Origin of the sequence: Campylobacter felis (assembly GCF_030250085.1) — a bacterium.
Taxonomy (GTDB): domain Bacteria; phylum Campylobacterota; class Campylobacteria; order Campylobacterales; family Campylobacteraceae; genus Campylobacter_D; species Campylobacter_D upsaliensis.
In genome coordinates, this window is record NZ_JANURX010000003.1 from 15,610 (window position 1) to 31,671 (window position 16,062).

Below are 16,062 nucleotides of genomic sequence, written 5' to 3' on the forward strand. Positions count from 1 at the left end.
TCCCTTGCTTGATTTTATATAAGATTTACGAAATGAAAGTTTGGCAAATGCTTTAATATCAGCAAATGCCACTTTTTCATTAAATATTTTGAATTTTTTTGATTAATTCTCTCATATCCGCTACAATAGACTCAATAGCCCTTTCGCCGTCTATAATGAAATGTAATTTTTTCTTTTGATAAAAGCTTAAAATTTCCTCCAAAGGCTCAATATAAACTTTCATTCTATTATAAAACACTTCTTCATTATCATCAGCTCCGCGGTTCCTGCCTAAAATTCTATCTTTAGCGATTTCTTCACTTACGCGAACCTCAATCACGCCTTTTAAAATGACTTCATTTTGTCCGTTTAAAACCTTATCAAATTCTATCATTTGCTCTACGCTTCTAGGGTAGCCATCGATGATGATAGTTTTTGTCGGTGCGTTTTTCAGTGCTGTAACAATAGTGTTAATCACCACATCTAAAGGCACTAAATTTCCTTTAGAGATAAAACTATCTATGGTTTTACCAAGTTCACTGCCACTTGCAACTTCTTCTCTTAATAAATCGCCCGTAGAATAATGCGTGATATTAACATCATCTTTGGCGATTAAACTTGCATCTGTTGTTTTGCCGCTACCCGGCGCTCCTATGATTAAAAACAATTCTTTCATTTTACACTCTCCCTTAATTTTAGTCCAAGTTCTCTCATAGCCTCTTTACTTGCTTCGCTCGGTGCTTCTGTCATCAGACACTGCGCTCTTTGCGTTTTAGGAAAGGCTATGACCTCTCTTATGCTACTTGCTTTGCTTACTAGCATTATAAGCCTATCAAGTCCTATAGCTATACCTCCGTGTGGGGGTGCTCCAAAACTTAAGGCATCAAGCAAGAAGCCAAATTTCTCTCTTTGCTCCTCTTCGTTGATATTAAGAAGCTTAAAGACTTTTTGTTGAATTTCATTTTTGTGAATTCTTATACTTCCACCACCAAGCTCAACGCCGTTTAAAACCACATCGTAAGCTATGGAAGATATTTCTTCCAAATTTTCTTCATCAATGTTTTTAGGCATAGTGAAAGGATGATGCATAGCAGAATAAGAGCCGTCATCATTTTTCTCAAACATAGGGAAATCCACAACCCATAAAAATTCTAAAATGCTAGGGTCTAAAAGCTTTAACTCCTCCGCTAAGAAAAGTCTAAAACGCCCCATATAATCTAACACGACCTTTTTTACTCCAGCACCAAAAAATACGACATCACCGACCTCAAGTTCGCAGCGTTTTTCAAGCTCTTTTAGATCTTCTTCGCCAAAAAATTTGCAAAGCGGACCCTTAAGTCCGTCTTCTTTAGCTTGTATGAAAGCCAAGCCTTGAGCGCCAAATTTACGCACAAATTCCTCAAATCTCTGCATTTGCCTTTTTGAAAAAATCGTATCTCCCTTTGGCACTTTTAAGGCTTTAATGCGGTTTTTATAAGGATCTTTTGCGATATTTGTAAAAATTTCGTTGTTTGATTTGGCGAAAATGTCAATCACATCGATCAGTTTTAAATCAAATCTCAAATCAGGCTTATCGCTCCCATAATTTTCCATAGCTTCTTTATAGCTCATTTGTCTAAAAGGCGTCCTAATTTGCTTACCACAAGCAGCAAAAATATCTTTCAAAAAGGTCTCCGCCACTGCCATAACATCTTTTTGTTCGCAAAAGCTCATCTCTACATCAATTTGCGTAAATTCAGGCTGTCTGTCCGCTCTTAAATCTTCATCTCTAAAGCATTTTGCGATTTGAAAATAGCGGTCAAAATTCGCACACATTAAAAGTTGCTTAAAAAGTTGCGGACTTTGAGGCAAGGCGTAAAATTCACCCTGATGCACACGAGAAGGCACTAAATAATCCCTCGCCCCCTCTGGCGTAGCCTTGGTTAAAATCGGCGTTTCCACCTCCAAAAAGCCCATATTTGCTAAGGAATTTCTAGCCGCTATACAAGCCTTTGAGCGTAAAGCGAAATTTTCGTAAAGGCGTGGATTTCTAAGATCTAAAAAGCGGTATTTTAAACGAAGCTCTTCATTAACGCTTTCATCGCCTATGGCAAAAGGTGGCACCATACTTTCATTTTCTACAATAAGCTCACTTACCACAACTTCAATTTCACCTGTTTTAAGCTTGGCATTAATAAGTCCCTCGCCTCTTGGACGCACCTTTCCGTGAGCGATTAAAACAAATTCATTTCTTACGCTAGAGGCTATTTCGTGAGCTTTTTGACTATCGTTTGGATCGCATACTAGTTGGATAAGCCCACTTCTATCTCTTAGGTCGATAAAAATCACTCCGCCGTGGTCGCGGTAGCTATTAACCCAGCCGCAAAGTCTCACTTCCTCGCCAATATTAGCTTTATTTAAGTCTGTATTATAATGACTACGCATTTTTTTCCTTACAAAGATAAATTTGTGAAATTATAATATCTTTATTCTTTTGCTTTGCTAAGTTTTGTTATAATTTTTTTATGCAAAAGAAATTTAATTACAAAAATGTTAAGAAAGTTGGGCTTGTTTCAAGACCAAATTCAAATTTAGATACCGAAATCGCAAATCTTGAAAGCATTTTGAAAAAAAAGGGCGTTGAGCTTTTGCTCTTTAAAGAAAGCTCACAAAGGCTCAATTTGGCAAGTTTTGAGCTTAATAGACTTTTTGAAATGAGTGATTTTGTGATTTCTTTAGGTGGTGATGGTACTTTAATCTCGCTTTGTAGAAAGGCTTATGAGTATGAAAAGGCTATTTTGGGAATTTATGCAGGGAAGCTTGGCTTTTTGACTACCTTATCTTTGCAAGATGCTCCTAATTTTTTTGAGGACTTTTTTCAAGGTCAATTTAGACTTGAAATACCCTTTATGCTCGAACTTACACTTGAAACAAAAGCAGGTCAAATTTTACGCAAAAATGCCTTTAATGATATTGTTTTTTTTAGAAAACAAATGAATTCTATGGTGAGTATTGAGGTTTTTAGAAGGGGTAAAATTTTTAATCAATACTTTGGAGATGGTCTTATCATAGCTTCTCCAGCAGGCTCAACAGCTTATAATTTAAGTGCAAATGGTCCCATAGTCTATACTTTAGCGGAAGTTTTTATCCTAACGCCCGTTTGTTCGCATTCTCTTACGCAAAGACCCATTGTTTTACCGCGTGGCTTTGAGCTTGAGGTAGGTGCTAAGGACTGCATTTTGTGCGTGGATGGGCAAGAGCATTATGAAGTTGATGAATTTAAAAGCATTAAGGTAGGATTAAGCGATAAAGGCGTGGGCTTAATCCACCCTAAAAATAGGGACTATTTTCAAATTTTAAAAGAAAAATTAAACTGGGGCAATTGATGATTAGTCGTATTTTAATGAAAGAAAATTTGAGCTTTAAAGAGGCAAATTTAAAGCTTAGTGGAGGGCTTACTGTTTTTAGTGGATTAAGTGGAGCGGGGAAATCTGTGCTATTTAAGGGGATACTTGCGGCTTTTGGCTTTGGTGAGAGTGAGGCTAAATTTGTTGAGCTTGAGCTTGATGACGAGCTTGATTTAGAAAGCTTTGGCATAGAAAGCGAGAGCGAAAATGTCTTTAAAATGCTTAAGGAAAAAAGCACAAAATATTTTATCAATAATCAAAGCATAGCTAAAAAAAGCCTCCAAAGCCTTAGCAAAAGCTTCATAAAATATCTTAGCGTTAAGGATAATAATGAATTTAGCAATGAAAAATTTCTCACACTCTTAGACGCTTTAGAGAGTGCGAAAAATCCAAAATTTAATGAAACTAAAGAAAAATTCGAGCAAATTTTTAAAGAATACAATGAAAATTCCTTAAAGCTTAATAGGGTTTTAGAGGAAGAAAGGAGAATTGAGGAGCTAAAAGAACTTGCCCAAACGCACATTGAAAAAATTTCTAAAATCAATCCAAAATCAGGCGAATATGAAGAATTATTAAAACTTAAAAAAAGACTTTCAAAGCGTGATAAAATAGAAGAAGCGTGGAATAAAGTCGGTGGAATTTTTGAATATGAAAAAGCCGTTTTAGATGCTTTAAATTTAAGCGAGGTGGATGCGAATTTTTTTAGTGAATGTTTTAATGAATTACGCATTATTGCTGAAAATCAAAAAATGGAAGAGCTTGACTTTGACATTGAGGCATTATTAGACCGCATTAGCGACTTGTCTTATCTCATCAAGCGTTATGAAAGCATTGAAGGAGCTTTAGAAACTCTTGAACTTAAGAAAAAAGAATTAGAGCATTATGAAAATTTGAGTTTTGAGAAAAAAGAATTAGAGCTTTTAAATCGCGATTTAAAGGAAAAGTTAGAAAAAAAAGCACATATTTTAAGTGAAGCTAGGGTAAGAAATTTGGGAGTTTTGGAAGATTTTTTAAATGATTATTTAGCTAAACTTTATATGAAAAATTTAAAACTTGATTGTGTGCAAAATGATGAAATTAATCTTTTTGGAAAAGATGAAATTAAATTAAGCGTGAGTGAAACCAAGCTTAAAAATCTTAGCTCAGGAGAATTAAACCGCCTAAGACTTGCTTTTATCGCGACCGAGTGTAAAATTTTAAATTCGGGGCGTGGCATTATATTTTTAGATGAAATCGATGCAAATTTAAGCGGAAAAGAGGCGATGAGTATAGCTAAAGTTTTAGATGAATTGAGTCGCTTTTATCAAATTTTTGCCATTTCTCATTTGCCTCAGCTTTCTTCAAAAGCACATAATCATTTTCTAGTAGAAAAAAATGGCAAACAAAGTTATGTCAAAAAGCTTGAAAAAGAAGAGAGAATTAAGGAGTTAGCTAGAATGGTAAGTGGAGAGCAAATCAGCGATGAAGCGTTGCAATTTGCAAGGACTTTGTTTGAGGATTAACTAAAATGTGGTTTAAATTTGCTACAATTTTGACTTTTATTTGTAAGGGAAAGTGATGAAAAAAATTTTACTAATTGATGATAATAAAATGCTAAGTAAGCTTTTAGCTAAAAAGATACAAAATACCTTAAATTACGAAGTTGATATCGCTCATACTATGGCTGAGGCTATTGCTATGCTAAATAATGACTATTTTTTAAGTTTTGTGGATTTATGTTTGCCTGATGCGATGAACGGGGAAATTGTCGATGTGGTCGCTGATAAAATCCCCGCAATCGTTTTAACAGCAAGTAATGATACAAACAAACGCGAAGAATTTATGCATAAAAATATCCTTGATTATATTTTTAAAGAAAGCGATACTTGCGTCGATCAAATTTTAGATGCGATTTCTACACTTAGCTATTACGCTAAGACAAAGGTCATTTTAGCTATGGCGAAACTTCCGGAGCGTAATGAAATTAAAAAATTTCTTTCCCAAAGACTTTTTAAAGTCCTAGCTGCCGCACACGGTGAGGAGGCTTTGCTTTATTTAAAGGATAATGATGATACAAAGCTCATTATCGCTGATGCGAAAATGCCTGTGGTAAGTGGTGAGGAGCTTTTGACTGAGATTAGAGCAAAGTATAACGATGATGATTTGGGAGTTATTTTGCTAGGCGAAAAAGATGATGTAGCAGAAGCTAGAGTTCTTAAAAATGGTGCAAATGATTATCTCATCAAACCCTTACTAAAGGAGCTTTTTAACTGCCGTTTGGATAGAGTTTTAAACTATATGCAAGATAAAAAATTTATCAAAACCTATAATAATTTAGACCATACTTCAGGTCTTAAGGATCACTATACTTTTAGATCTGAGGTTGAGGATTATCTCAATGATATTGCGAGTGGAGAGCAAGAATTCGCTTTTGCGTTTTTAGATATTGACGAATTAAAAAGCATTAATGATGAATACGGCTTTGAAATAGGCGATAGCATTATTAAAATTTGTGCCGATGAAATGATCGCTGAAACTAAGGGGCGTGATATTTTAGGGCGTTATAGTGCTGAAAAATTTGGAATTTTACTTAAAAATATTAGCCAAGAAAGAGCACTTAAAATTCTTTCTCGCATACGCGTTAATATCAAAAATGCTGGCATTTTGATTAATTTAGATGAGCTTTTCTTTACCGCTTCTTTAGGTGTTGTTTTTGCAAATTCTGGTGCCAAGCTTGATGATTTGGTTGAAAAAGCATCAAAAGCTTTAAGTGCCGCTAAAAATAATGGCAAGGATAGAATAGAAGTATGTTCTTAAATCTTGAATTTAAAGATGAGGGGACGATCATCGACACGCATTGTCATTTAGATGATGAGCGTTATTTTGATGATTTAGACGAGCTTTTAAAGCACTCTTTTAATAATGGCATAGAAAAAATCATTATCCCCGGTGCAGACATTAAGGACCTTCCAAGAGCCTGTGAAATCGCACATAGCTATGAAAATGTTTTTTTTGCTGTGGGTGTGCATCCTTACGAGTTAAAAAGCTATGATGAAGAAATATTAAGAGCTTATTTAAAAGATGAAAAATGCGTAGCTGTGGGAGAATGTGGGCTGGATTATTACCGCTTGAAAGATGAGGGCGAAAAAAAAATGCAAAAAAAATGTTTTTTGGCTCAAATTCAACTTGCTAAAGAATTTAAAAAGCCCATTATTATCCATACGCGTGAGGCAAATGAGGACACTTATCACATTTTAAAAGAACACACAAAAGAGCTTTGTGGTGGGGTTTTGCATTGTTTTAATGCAAGTAAGCTTTTGCTTGGTTTGGCAGATGATGGCTTTTATTTTGGTATAGGAGGGGTTTTGACTTTTAAAAATGCTAAAAATTTGGTAGAAATCTTACCTCAAATTCCTAGGGAAAAATTGCTCATCGAAACGGACGCACCCTATCTTACCCCAGAGCCTTTTAGGGGAAGAAGAAACGAGCCACTTTTGACGCATTTTGTCGCGGATAAAATGAGTGAGCTTTTAAATTTATCTAAAGATGAGCTTTTAAGACTTTGTTTAAAAAATTCTAAAGCTTTGTTTTTTAAAGGAAAATAATGAAAAAAATAATTTTAATTTTATTATTATTAACCTCCGTTTTTTCTCAAACTTACGCACCAGAGCATTATGAAAAGCAAGTGCAAATTTTAAGGCATTTAGACATTGATCCTAGCTTTATGAGCGATTTGATTTTCGTGGAAGTGAGAAAGGATTTAGAGTCAAAACACGCGGGAGTTTTGGTAAATTCAGTGCAAAATTTTTCTAAAATCACTCCTATGATTAGAAAAATTTTATCTCAAGAAGATGTTCCTCAGGAGCTTTTGTATCTTGCTATGGTTGAATCGGGCTTAAAGGTGGGAAGCGTTTCAAACGCTAAGGCTGCTGGCGTTTGGCAATTTATGCGTCCAACGGCAGTAAAATTAGGACTTAGGGTCGATGCATATGTTGATGAAAGGCTTGATTTAGTGAAATCCACCCACGCTGCTACGACTTACATCAAGGAGCTTAAAGATGAATTTGGCAAGTGGTATTTAGCACTTTTGGCTTATAATTGTGGTAATGGTAAGCTAAGAAAGGCGATTAAGCAGGCTGGGAGTGATGATTTACGCGTCTTACTTGATGCGGATAAAAAATATCTTTCTTTAGAAACAAGAGATTTCATACGCAAAATTTTAACTCTTGCTTTTTTGGCAAGTGATAGGGAATTTTTATTACAAAAAGACCCGTCTTTGATGAATTATGCTTTGAGTAATGATTTTGTTAAGGTTGATATCCCCTCATCTGTGGCACTTAGGGACATTGCAAAGGGTGCAGGGCTTAATTTAGCTACACTTAAAAAATATAATCCGCAATTTAGACATAGCTTCACTCCTCCGGGAAAGGGCTATTATATGTATATCCCGCTTAATAAGGTCGCCTTTTTTGAAAAAAATTTCAAAAATGTCAAGCTTGAAAAAGTCGATACAACGATACCGATGACAAAAACTTATATTGTTAAATCGGGAGACTCGCTTTATAAAATCGCCAAAATGTACGGTATTAACGCAGAAGATATTAGAGAATTAAATAAAATTCGTAAAAATCATTTAAGCATTAATCAAAAACTTATAATACCGATTAAGGAGAAGAAAAATGCAAAAAACTCATATGCTCAAGTTAGCTCTCGCTAGCTCTACGCTTTTATTTTTAAGTGGCTGTGGAGTTACAAGCTATATTAGAGATAATTTTAATGGAAATGCACAAGTTTATTACCCTACTAATGATTTTAAAAGCGATCCGTCTAAATCAGGCAATAAAGGCACGATGAAGCCTTATACAATTAATGGTAAGACTTATTATCCAACCGTTGTTGAAGTGGGCGAAACAGCAGATGGGATAGCAAGCTGGTATGGACCGGGCTTTCACGGCAAAAAAACAAGTAATGGCGAAACTTATGATCAAAACGGACTAACAGCAGCACATAAAACTTTACCGATGAATACGATTTTAAAGGTTACAAATTTAAATAATAATCGTCAAGTTACCGTGCGTGTAAATGACCGCGGACCTTTTGCACATAACCGCATTATCGACTTATCTAAAGGTGCGGCAGGAAAAATTGATATGATTCACGCTGGAACAGCACCTGTAAGACTTGAAGTTATAGGCTTTGGTAATAAAAATTCGGGCAATGAAGTCGTGCATTCTAATGTAAATTATGGAAGTGGCGGTGCAATTTCTGGCGGTGGAAATGTCTATGAGGGAGGGAATTTTATGGTGCAAATTGGTGCATTTAAAAACCGCTCTGGAGCTGAAATCACCGCGTCAAAATACAAAACCTACCGCAATTATAGCTCGACTATACGCACAAGCTCTGTTGATGGGCTAAACCGCGTCTTTTTAACAGGCTTTAGAAGTGAAGATGAGGCAAGAGACTTTGCTAGTAGCGGAGCTTTTGCTGGGGCTTTTGTCGTGAGAGAGTAAGATGATAGAGCTTATTTTTTTAGATATTGATGGCTGTTTAACTGATGGTAAGATTATTTACACGCAAAATGGTGGTGAGATTAAAGAATTTGATGTAAAGGACGGAGCTGCCATTGAAGCGTGGCTTAAGCTTGGTAAAAAAATAGCTATCATCACAGGGCGTAATAGCCCTTGCGTAGAGCAAAGAGCTAAAGATTTAAAAATCGAATTTGTCTTTCAGGGCATTAAAGATAAATTAAGCTGTGCCAAAGAGCTTTTAGTAAAATTAAATTTAGACTTTTCACAATGTGCTGCCATAGGCGATTATCATAACGATAAAGCCTTGCTTGAAGCTGTCAAACTTAGTTTTAAGCCTAAAGACGCACATAAGGATTTAAAAGTCGATGTAAAGCTTAAGAAAAAAGGGGGGCGTGGTGCCGTAGCACAAATGATAGAGCTTATCATCGAAAGAAATGCTATGCAAAAAGAGTGGGACGCACTTTGGCGATAAAAATTTTTGGAATTTTGATTACTCTTTTTAGCATTATTTTTGCTTTGCTTGGTATGCAAAATCCTTACACTATGGATTTAAAAAACTATGCGCTTGATTTTAAAAATGTCGAAGCGCACCATTTATACGCTTATGAATTAAATGCAAGTAGCGTAAAGTCCTACTATGAAGCAAAAACTTGGACGCGTTATAATGATAAAGATGTATTTAAAAATTTCATTAATTTAGGTGGAGATTTTAATTTGAGTGCAAATTCCTTAGAGGTTTTGGGTAAAAAGCAAGAAAATATCGTTTTTGAAGGAGATGTTGTTTATATTAGTGATGAAGTTAAAATTATGAGTGAAAAGATCAATTATAATACTGCAAGTAAGCAAATTAGCACTGATACAAATTTTAAAGCCCTTTTTAATGATAATGTAGTTAAGGGAAATACGCTAAATTACGATACTAAAAACAAAATTTTAAAAGTGCAAGGAGTTAATGCGTGGCTTGTAAATTAATCATTGGATTTTTTTTAAGCTTTAATGTTTTACTTGCCGATAAGATTGAGGTTAAAGCACTTAATTTTTATGCTGATGAAAACACAGGCAAGAGTGTCTTAAGTGGTAATGTTGTCGTAAGTAGAGGCAAAGATGTGCTAAATGCCGAAGAGCTTGTCATTTTTATGGATAAAAATAGAAAACCTTTGCGTTATGAAGCGAGTAAAAATCCTAAATTTAGCATTATGCTTAACGATAAAACCTATAAAGGAAGTGGAGATAAATTTATCTACAATGTTGCTAAAGATACCTATGAGATCAATGGCAATGCCTTTATCCACGAAATTAACACAGATAAAAAACTTTATGGAGATAAAATCATAGTCGATAGAAAAGCAAATATCTATCAAGTGCAAAGCAGGCAAAATAAACCTGCGCGTTTTGTTTTTGAGCTTAAAAATGATAAGTAACGCCACTTTTCTCACTTCTTTAGCTAAATTTGACCCAAATTTTGAAGCAAATTGTGCTGAAGTGGCGTTTTTGGGGCGTTCAAATGTGGGAAAAAGTTCGCTCATTAACGCCCTTTGTAAGCAAAAAAAACTCGCCAAAAGCTCAAGCACACCGGGGAAAACGCAGCTTATTAATTTTTTTGAAATCAAATGCAAGAAAAATGAAGAAGAATTTAAAATTCACTTTATTGATTTGCCCGGTTTTGGCTATGCTAAGGTTTCTAAAAATCTTAAAGAAATTTGGAATAAAAATTTAGACGAATTTCTTAAACTCCGCACCTCCATAAAGCTTTTTTTACACCTTATCGATGCTAGACATACAAATTTAGAGATTGATTTAGGTGTCGATGCGTATTTAAAAAGTTTTTTGAGGGGCGATCAGCAAATTTTAAAAGTTTTTACTAAGGCAGATAAGCTTAATCAAAGTCAAAAAACAAAACTTAAAAATGATTTTGAAAATTCTTTACTGATTTCAAATTTAAATAAAAGTGGTTTAACTTTGTTAGAAAATATCATCTTAGAAAAGACGCTAGGATTATGATGAAAAGGGTAAGTGTTTATAATAAGAGCTTAAATTTTTCTTATGTGTTTTTAGGAATTTTTTTTATTTTTTATGAAATTTTAAGTTCGGTTTTTTCTTATCTTCCTTTATTTTACGGCTTCTTTTTTTGCTATATGTTTATGCTTTTAGAGGAGAGAGAAAAGACGCTTTTAAAGCTTGATTTTCGTTGGTATTTTTCTTTATTTTTCTTGCTTTTTGCGGATATCACTCACGATTTTTTCCCTTTTTCTTCTTGGATAGCCTTTTTTATTTTTTACTATGCTTTGGCGGGGTGGATTAAAACAAATTTAAAGATGTCAAGTGCGACACCTATTGTTTTCGTTTTTTGTGCCTATCTTTTTGTGGTGATTTTAGAGCTTGTTTTTTCTTATGCAAATAATGAAAAAACAATTTTGTTTAGTTTTTCTTATTTTATTTCTATATGTTTTGAAGCTTTGTTTGCTTTTGTGTTTTTTAAAGGTAAGATTTAATGAGAATGCGTCTTGTTGTGGCTTTTATTTTTCTTTTCTTTGTGCTTTTGTTAAGTAGGGTGTATTATCTTAGTATAAAATCTAATGTTTATTATGAGGAGCTTGCAAGACAAAATTCCATTAAAACAGAATATTTGGTCCCAACAAGAGGTGAAATTTTAGACAGAAATGGCTCAATTTTGGCGATGAACGATTTAGGATTTAGCATAGCTCTTAAGCCTTATTTAAGCATTAAAAAGGAGCATAGGGGTAAGCTAGAGCTTGAAATTGCCAAATTGCAAGAGCATTTTCCAGATCTTAACGCAACGATATTGGTAAGAAACTATAAGAGAGCTGATTCTTACTATAACCAAGACTTTATCGAGGTGATTGATTTTCTAAGCTATGATGAGATTAGTCCGCATTTTTCACAGCTTTCTCAAAATGAAAATATCCGCATTATCCCAACGACAAAGCGTAAGTATCCGTATGGCAAATTAGCCTCGCATATCATAGGCTACACCCAAAAGGCAAATTTGCAAGATATAAGTGAAAATGAGATAGCAAAGCTTACAAATTACACGGGAAAAAGTGGCATTGAGCGTTATTATAATGAAATTTTGCAAGGACAAAAAGGCGAGAGAGTTTATAAGGTTAATGCTTTCAATCAAGTTTTAGAGGAGCTTTCTTACAAGGACTCTAGCTCACAAGATATTAGTTTAAGCATAGATATAGCTTTGCAGAGTTATTTGAGCGAAATTTTTGCCGATAATAGCGGAGCAGCCGTGATAATGGACGCTTATAGTGGAGAAATTTTAGCCGCTTCAAGCTTTCCTGAATACGACCTTAATCCTTTTGTGCGTGGAATTTCCACAAAAGACTGGAAAGCCTTAATAGAAAATTTAGACCACCCCTTTACAAATCGCTTAGTTAATGCAAATTACCCACCCGGCTCCGTTGTGAAAATGGGCGTTGGACTTGCTTTTTTAAATTCAAATTCCATCAATACCGCCACTGAGTTTTATTGCTCTGGTTCTGTTGAGTTAGCAGGGCGAAATTTTCGCTGTTGGAATCGAAGCGGACACGGCTCTATGGACCTAAAACACGCCATCAAGCATAGTTGTGATGTGTATTTTTATGAAGGGAGCTTAAAAGTAGGGATAGATCTTATAGCCTCCACGCTTTCACGCATAGGCTTTGGGGCAAAAACGGGCGTAGATTTGCCTAATGAATTTGTCGGAGTCGTGCCAAGTAAAGAGTGGAAAATGCAACGCTATAAAAAGCCGTGGTATCAAGGCGAAACGCTTAATACTAGCATAGGGCAGGGCAATTTTTTAGTAACTCCTATGCAAATTGCCAAATACACCGCACAAATTGCCACAGGAGAGGAAGTTAGTCCTCATTTTTTAAAAGATAAAAATCTCAGCTCCCCTAAGGAAGTTTTTACACTTTTTGAAAAAAGCCAACTTCCTTACATTAGGAATTCAATGTATGCTGTGGCAAATGAGCAAGGTGGAACGGCTTATCGCTATCTTAATCATTTGCCTATTAAAGTGGCAGCTAAAACAGGCACAGCACAAGTTATAGGTTTTTCTCAAGCGGATAAAAATAGGGTCAATGAAGCCGAGCTTAAATATTACACGCGTTCTCATACTTGGATTACAAGCTACGCGCCTTATAATAAGCCTCGCTATGTCGTTACCATACTACTTGAACACGGCGGAAAAAGCACAACGACTGGGGTTTTAACTGCACAAATTTATCAAAAAATGTTTCAAATGGGTTATTTTAAAAATTAATAATTTTATGTTTTAAAATCATTAAAAAGAGTAAAAAAGTCCTATAAATTCATACTTTAAAATTATTCATTTTTTTTAATATTTTTGTATCTTATTAAGATTTTAAATGGTAAAATATATTGATTTTACCTTGAAAGGAAAAAAATGAATAGAAGGGATTTTATCAAAAATACGGCAATTGCAAGTGCTGCAAGTGTCGCTGGTATGAGTGTGCCAAGCTCTTTAATGGCTGCACCTAAGGAAGAATGGCAATGGGATAAATCCGTATGCCGATTTTGTGGAACGGGCTGTGGGATTATGGTGGCTAGAAAAGATGGCAAAATAGTCGCCATTAAAGGAGACCCTGCCGCACCTGTAAACCGTGGGCTTAACTGCATTAAGGGTTATTTTAATGCTAAGATTATGTATGGTGAAGACCGCCTTGTAATGCCTTTACTTCGTGTCAATAGTAAGGGAGAATTTGATAAAAAAGGCAAATTTCAGCAAGTTTCGTGGCAAAGAGCTTTTGATGAAATGGAAAAGCAATTTAAAAAAGCTTACAATGAGCTTGGAGTTACTGGCGTTGGAATTTTTGGTAGCGGGCAATATACCATCCAAGAAGGCTATGCAAGCGTCAAACTTGCAAAAGCTGGTTTTAGGACAAATAATATTGATCCAAATGCAAGGCATTGTATGGCTTCTGCTGTTGTGGGCTTTATGCAAACTTTTGGCGTTGATGAGCCATCGGGCTGTTATGATGATATAGAGCTAACCGACACTATCATCACTTGGGGAGCTAATATGGCTGAAATGCATCCTATTTTATGGTCTAGGGTGAGTGATAGAAAGCTAAGTAATTTAGATAAGGTTAAGGTTGTTAATCTTAGCACTTTTTCAAACCGCACAAGTCATATCGCAGATACTGAAATCATCTTTAAGCCAAATACGGATTTGGCGATTTGGAACTACATAGCAAGGGAAATTGTTTATAATCACCCTGAAGCTATGGATAAAGATTTTATTAAAAATCACTGCGTTTTTGCTACAGGTTATGCCGATATAGGCTATGGTATGAGAGCAAATGCTAACCACCCTAAATTTAAAAAGAGCGAAAAAGACACGGTTGCGAAAGAAAATAGCATAATCTTAGATGAAGAAGAGGCGACTGCTCTTTCTTATTTGGGTGTTAAGGCTGGCGATACGCTTAAAATGACACATCAAGGTGTGCCAGATAAAAACTGGGAAATTTCTTTTGAAGATTTTAAAAAGGCACTTGAGCCTTATACTTTAGACTATGTAGCTAAGGTTTCTAAGGGCGATGATGATGAGAGCTTGGAAGATTATAAGAAAAAATTGCAAGAGCTTGCAAATTTGTATATAGAAAAAAATCGCAAAGTAGTGAGCTTTTGGACTATGGGCTTTAATCAGCACACAAGAGGCACTTGGGTTAATGAACAAGCTTATATGATACACTTTTTACTAGGCAAACAAGCAAAGCCGGGCAATGGTGCTTTCTCACTTACAGGACAACCTTCAGCTTGCGGCACGGCTAGAGAGGTCGGCACTTTTTCACACCGCTTACCAGCAGATATGGTCGTAGCTAATCCTAAGCATAGAGCTATTTCTGAAAAAATTTGGAAAGTTCCTAATGGGACAATTAATCCAAAGCCGGGTTCGCCTTATCTTAAAATTATGCGTGATTTAGAAGACGGCAAAATTAAATTTGCTTGGGTTCAAGTGAATAACCCTTGGCAAAATACCGCTAATGCAAATCACTGGATAGAAGCGGCGCGTAATATGGATAATTTTATCGTTGTGAGCGATTGTTATCCTGGAATTTCAGCGAAAGTGGCGGATTTGATTTTGCCTAGTGCGATGATTTATGAAAAATGGGGTTCTTATGGTAACGCAGAAAGAAGAACGCAGCACTGGAGACAGCAGGTTTTACCTGTGGGTGCGGCGATGAGTGATACTTGGCAGGTGATGGAATTTGCCAAACGCTTCAAGCTTAAGGAAGTTTGGGGTGAGAAAAAAGTCGATGAGAAATTAAATTTACCAAGCGTTTTAGACGAAGCTAAGGCTATGGGATATAGCGAAGAAGACACGCTTTATGATGTGCTTTTTGCTAATGCCGAAGCTAAGAAATTTAAGGCTGATGATAAAATTGCTAAAGGTTATGATAATAGCGAGGTTAATGGCGATGAAAGAAGGATCATTGGTAGCGATGGAAAGGAATTTAAAGGCTATGGCTTTTTCGTGCAAAAATATCTTTGGGAAGAATACCGCAAATTCGGCTTAGGACACGGACACGACTTAGCAGATTTTAATACTTATCACCAAGTAAGAGGCTTAAGATGGCCTGTGGTAAATGGTAAAGAAACGCAGTGGAGATTTAATACCAAATTTGATTATTATGCGAAAAAAGCTGCGCCAAAGAGCGATTTTGCTTTTTATGGAGATTTTGATAAAAATTTACAAAAAGGCGATTTGTTAGGTCCTAGAACAGAAGATAAATTTAGCATTAAAAACAAGGCTAAAATTTTCTTTAGACCTTTTATGAAAGCACCTGAGCGTCCAAGTGAGGAGTATCCATTTTGGCTTTCTACGGGTAGGGTTTTAGAACATTGGCATAGCGGGACTATGACTATGCGTGTGCCAGAGCTTTACCGTGCTGTGCCTGAAGCACTTTGCTATATGAACGAGGAAGATTGCAAAAAGCTCAAGCTTGAGCAAGGCGATTTAGTATGGGTGGAATCAAGACGCGGTAAAGTCAAAGCTAAAGTCGATATGAGAGGAAGAAATAAGCCACCTAAAGGGCTTGTTTATGTGCCGTGGTTTGATGAAAATGTGTATATTAACAAAGTAACCCTTGATGCGACTTGTCCGCTTTCTAAGCAAACAGACTTTAAAAAATGTGCGGTAAAAATCACTAAGGCTTAAT

At 35.6% G+C, this 16,062-nt stretch carries 15 protein-coding genes; 13 read left to right on the forward strand and 2 right to left on the reverse strand.

What is annotated here, in order from left to right; all coding sequences use genetic code 11:
• Positions 1-79 precede the first annotated feature (79 nt).
• Both NYG92_RS02315 and aspS read right to left on the reverse strand, forming a co-directional pair.
• Positions 80-655 (reverse strand): adenylate kinase, encoded by a 576-nt coding sequence (locus NYG92_RS02315; protein WP_289233424.1) that lies wholly within the window; start codon positions 653-655, stop codon positions 80-82.
• The gene (aspS, locus tag NYG92_RS02320; RefSeq protein ID WP_289233425.1) at positions 652-2,403 is read right to left on the reverse strand and encodes an aspartate--tRNA ligase; all 1,752 of its coding nucleotides are present in this window, start codon (positions 2,401-2,403) and stop codon (positions 652-654) included. Before aspS ends, NYG92_RS02315 begins: the two co-directional genes overlap by 4 nt.
• A gap of 80 nt (positions 2,404-2,483) precedes the next feature.
• Here aspS and NYG92_RS02325 point away from each other — a divergent pair, with 80 nt between their 5' ends.
• The 13 genes from NYG92_RS02325 (at position 2,484) to napA (ending at position 16,061) form a co-directional block, all read left to right on the forward strand.
• On the forward strand, positions 2,484-3,344 hold the full coding sequence (locus NYG92_RS02325; RefSeq protein ID WP_289233426.1) for an NAD(+) kinase: 861 nt from the start codon (positions 2,484-2,486) through the stop codon (positions 3,342-3,344).
• Positions 3,344-4,867, forward strand: a complete 1,524-nt coding sequence (locus tag NYG92_RS02330; protein WP_289233427.1) for an AAA family ATPase — start codon at positions 3,344-3,346, stop codon at positions 4,865-4,867. Before NYG92_RS02325 ends, NYG92_RS02330 begins: the two co-directional genes overlap by 1 nt.
• 52 nt (positions 4,868-4,919) lie before the next feature.
• Positions 4,920-6,161 (forward strand): bile resistance response regulator CbrR, encoded by a 1,242-nt coding sequence (cbrR, locus tag NYG92_RS02335; protein WP_289233428.1) that lies wholly within the window; start codon positions 4,920-4,922, stop codon positions 6,159-6,161.
• On the forward strand, positions 6,152-6,949 hold the full coding sequence (locus tag NYG92_RS02340; protein WP_289233429.1) for a TatD family hydrolase: 798 nt from the start codon (positions 6,152-6,154) through the stop codon (positions 6,947-6,949). Before cbrR ends, NYG92_RS02340 begins: the two co-directional genes overlap by 10 nt.
• Positions 6,949-8,061 carry a lytic transglycosylase domain-containing protein gene (locus NYG92_RS02345; protein WP_289233430.1) on the forward strand — a complete coding sequence of 371 codons (1,113 nt, stop codon included), beginning with the start codon at positions 6,949-6,951 and terminating at the stop codon, positions 8,059-8,061. Before NYG92_RS02340 ends, NYG92_RS02345 begins: the two co-directional genes overlap by 1 nt.
• Positions 8,024-8,854 carry a septal ring lytic transglycosylase RlpA family protein gene (locus NYG92_RS02350; protein ID WP_289233431.1) on the forward strand — a complete coding sequence of 277 codons (831 nt, stop codon included), beginning with the start codon at positions 8,024-8,026 and terminating at the stop codon, positions 8,852-8,854. The genes NYG92_RS02345 and NYG92_RS02350 overlap by 38 nt, the downstream gene beginning before the upstream one ends.
• A 1-nt stretch (position 8,855) precedes the next feature.
• The gene (locus NYG92_RS02355; protein WP_027304649.1) at positions 8,856-9,344 is read left to right on the forward strand and encodes an HAD hydrolase family protein; all 489 of its coding nucleotides are present in this window, start codon (positions 8,856-8,858) and stop codon (positions 9,342-9,344) included.
• A complete protein-coding gene (locus tag NYG92_RS02360; RefSeq protein WP_289233505.1) occupies positions 9,335-9,844 on the forward strand; it encodes a hypothetical protein in 510 nt (169 codons plus the stop codon). Before NYG92_RS02355 ends, NYG92_RS02360 begins: the two co-directional genes overlap by 10 nt.
• Positions 9,829-10,293 carry an LptA/OstA family protein gene (locus NYG92_RS02365; RefSeq protein WP_289233432.1) on the forward strand — a complete coding sequence of 155 codons (465 nt, stop codon included), beginning with the start codon at positions 9,829-9,831 and terminating at the stop codon, positions 10,291-10,293. Before NYG92_RS02360 ends, NYG92_RS02365 begins: the two co-directional genes overlap by 16 nt.
• Positions 10,283-10,873: a ribosome biogenesis GTP-binding protein YihA/YsxC gene (gene yihA, locus NYG92_RS02370; RefSeq protein ID WP_270976402.1), complete on the forward strand. Its 591-nt coding sequence runs from the start codon at positions 10,283-10,285 to the stop codon at positions 10,871-10,873. The genes NYG92_RS02365 and yihA overlap by 11 nt, the downstream gene beginning before the upstream one ends.
• Positions 10,870-11,364 (forward strand): hypothetical protein, encoded by a 495-nt coding sequence (locus NYG92_RS02375; RefSeq protein WP_289233433.1) that lies wholly within the window; start codon positions 10,870-10,872, stop codon positions 11,362-11,364. Before yihA ends, NYG92_RS02375 begins: the two co-directional genes overlap by 4 nt.
• Entirely contained in the window at positions 11,364-13,142 is a 1,779-nt protein-coding gene (gene mrdA / locus NYG92_RS02380) for a penicillin-binding protein 2 (RefSeq protein WP_270985162.1), read from the forward strand. The genes NYG92_RS02375 and mrdA overlap by 1 nt, the downstream gene beginning before the upstream one ends.
• Before the next feature lie 144 nt (positions 13,143-13,286).
• Positions 13,287-16,061 carry a periplasmic nitrate reductase subunit alpha gene (gene napA, locus NYG92_RS02385; protein WP_289233434.1) on the forward strand — a complete coding sequence of 925 codons (2,775 nt, stop codon included), beginning with the start codon at positions 13,287-13,289 and terminating at the stop codon, positions 16,059-16,061.
• The last annotated feature ends 1 nt before the right edge of the window (position 16,062 follow it).

What these genes read in the sequence shown, in the direction of transcription:
- NYG92_RS02350 (WP_289233431.1), top strand. Translation starts at nt 8,024, where the DNA reads ATGCAAAAAACTCATATGCTCAAGTTAGCTCTCGCTAGCTCTACGCTT.
- yihA (WP_270976402.1), top strand. Translation starts at nt 10,283, where the DNA reads ATGATAAGTAACGCCACTTTTCTCACTTCTTTAGCTAAATTTGACCCA.
- aspS (WP_289233425.1), bottom strand. Translation starts at nt 2,403, where the DNA reads ATGCGTAGTCATTATAATACAGACTTAAATAAAGCTAATATTGGCGAG.
- mrdA (WP_270985162.1), top strand. Translation starts at nt 11,364, where the DNA reads ATGAGAATGCGTCTTGTTGTGGCTTTTATTTTTCTTTTCTTTGTGCTT.
- NYG92_RS02315 (WP_289233424.1), bottom strand. Translation starts at nt 655, where the DNA reads ATGAAAGAATTGTTTTTAATCATAGGAGCGCCGGGTAGCGGCAAAACA.
- NYG92_RS02325 (WP_289233426.1), top strand. Translation starts at nt 2,484, where the DNA reads ATGCAAAAGAAATTTAATTACAAAAATGTTAAGAAAGTTGGGCTTGTT.
- NYG92_RS02340 (WP_289233429.1), top strand. Translation starts at nt 6,152, where the DNA reads ATGTTCTTAAATCTTGAATTTAAAGATGAGGGGACGATCATCGACACG.
- napA (WP_289233434.1), top strand. Translation starts at nt 13,287, where the DNA reads ATGAATAGAAGGGATTTTATCAAAAATACGGCAATTGCAAGTGCTGCA.
- NYG92_RS02355 (WP_027304649.1), top strand. Translation starts at nt 8,856, where the DNA reads ATGATAGAGCTTATTTTTTTAGATATTGATGGCTGTTTAACTGATGGT.
- NYG92_RS02375 (WP_289233433.1), top strand. Translation starts at nt 10,870, where the DNA reads ATGATGAAAAGGGTAAGTGTTTATAATAAGAGCTTAAATTTTTCTTAT.
- NYG92_RS02330 (WP_289233427.1), top strand. Translation starts at nt 3,344, where the DNA reads ATGATTAGTCGTATTTTAATGAAAGAAAATTTGAGCTTTAAAGAGGCA.
- NYG92_RS02345 (WP_289233430.1), top strand. Translation starts at nt 6,949, where the DNA reads ATGAAAAAAATAATTTTAATTTTATTATTATTAACCTCCGTTTTTTCT.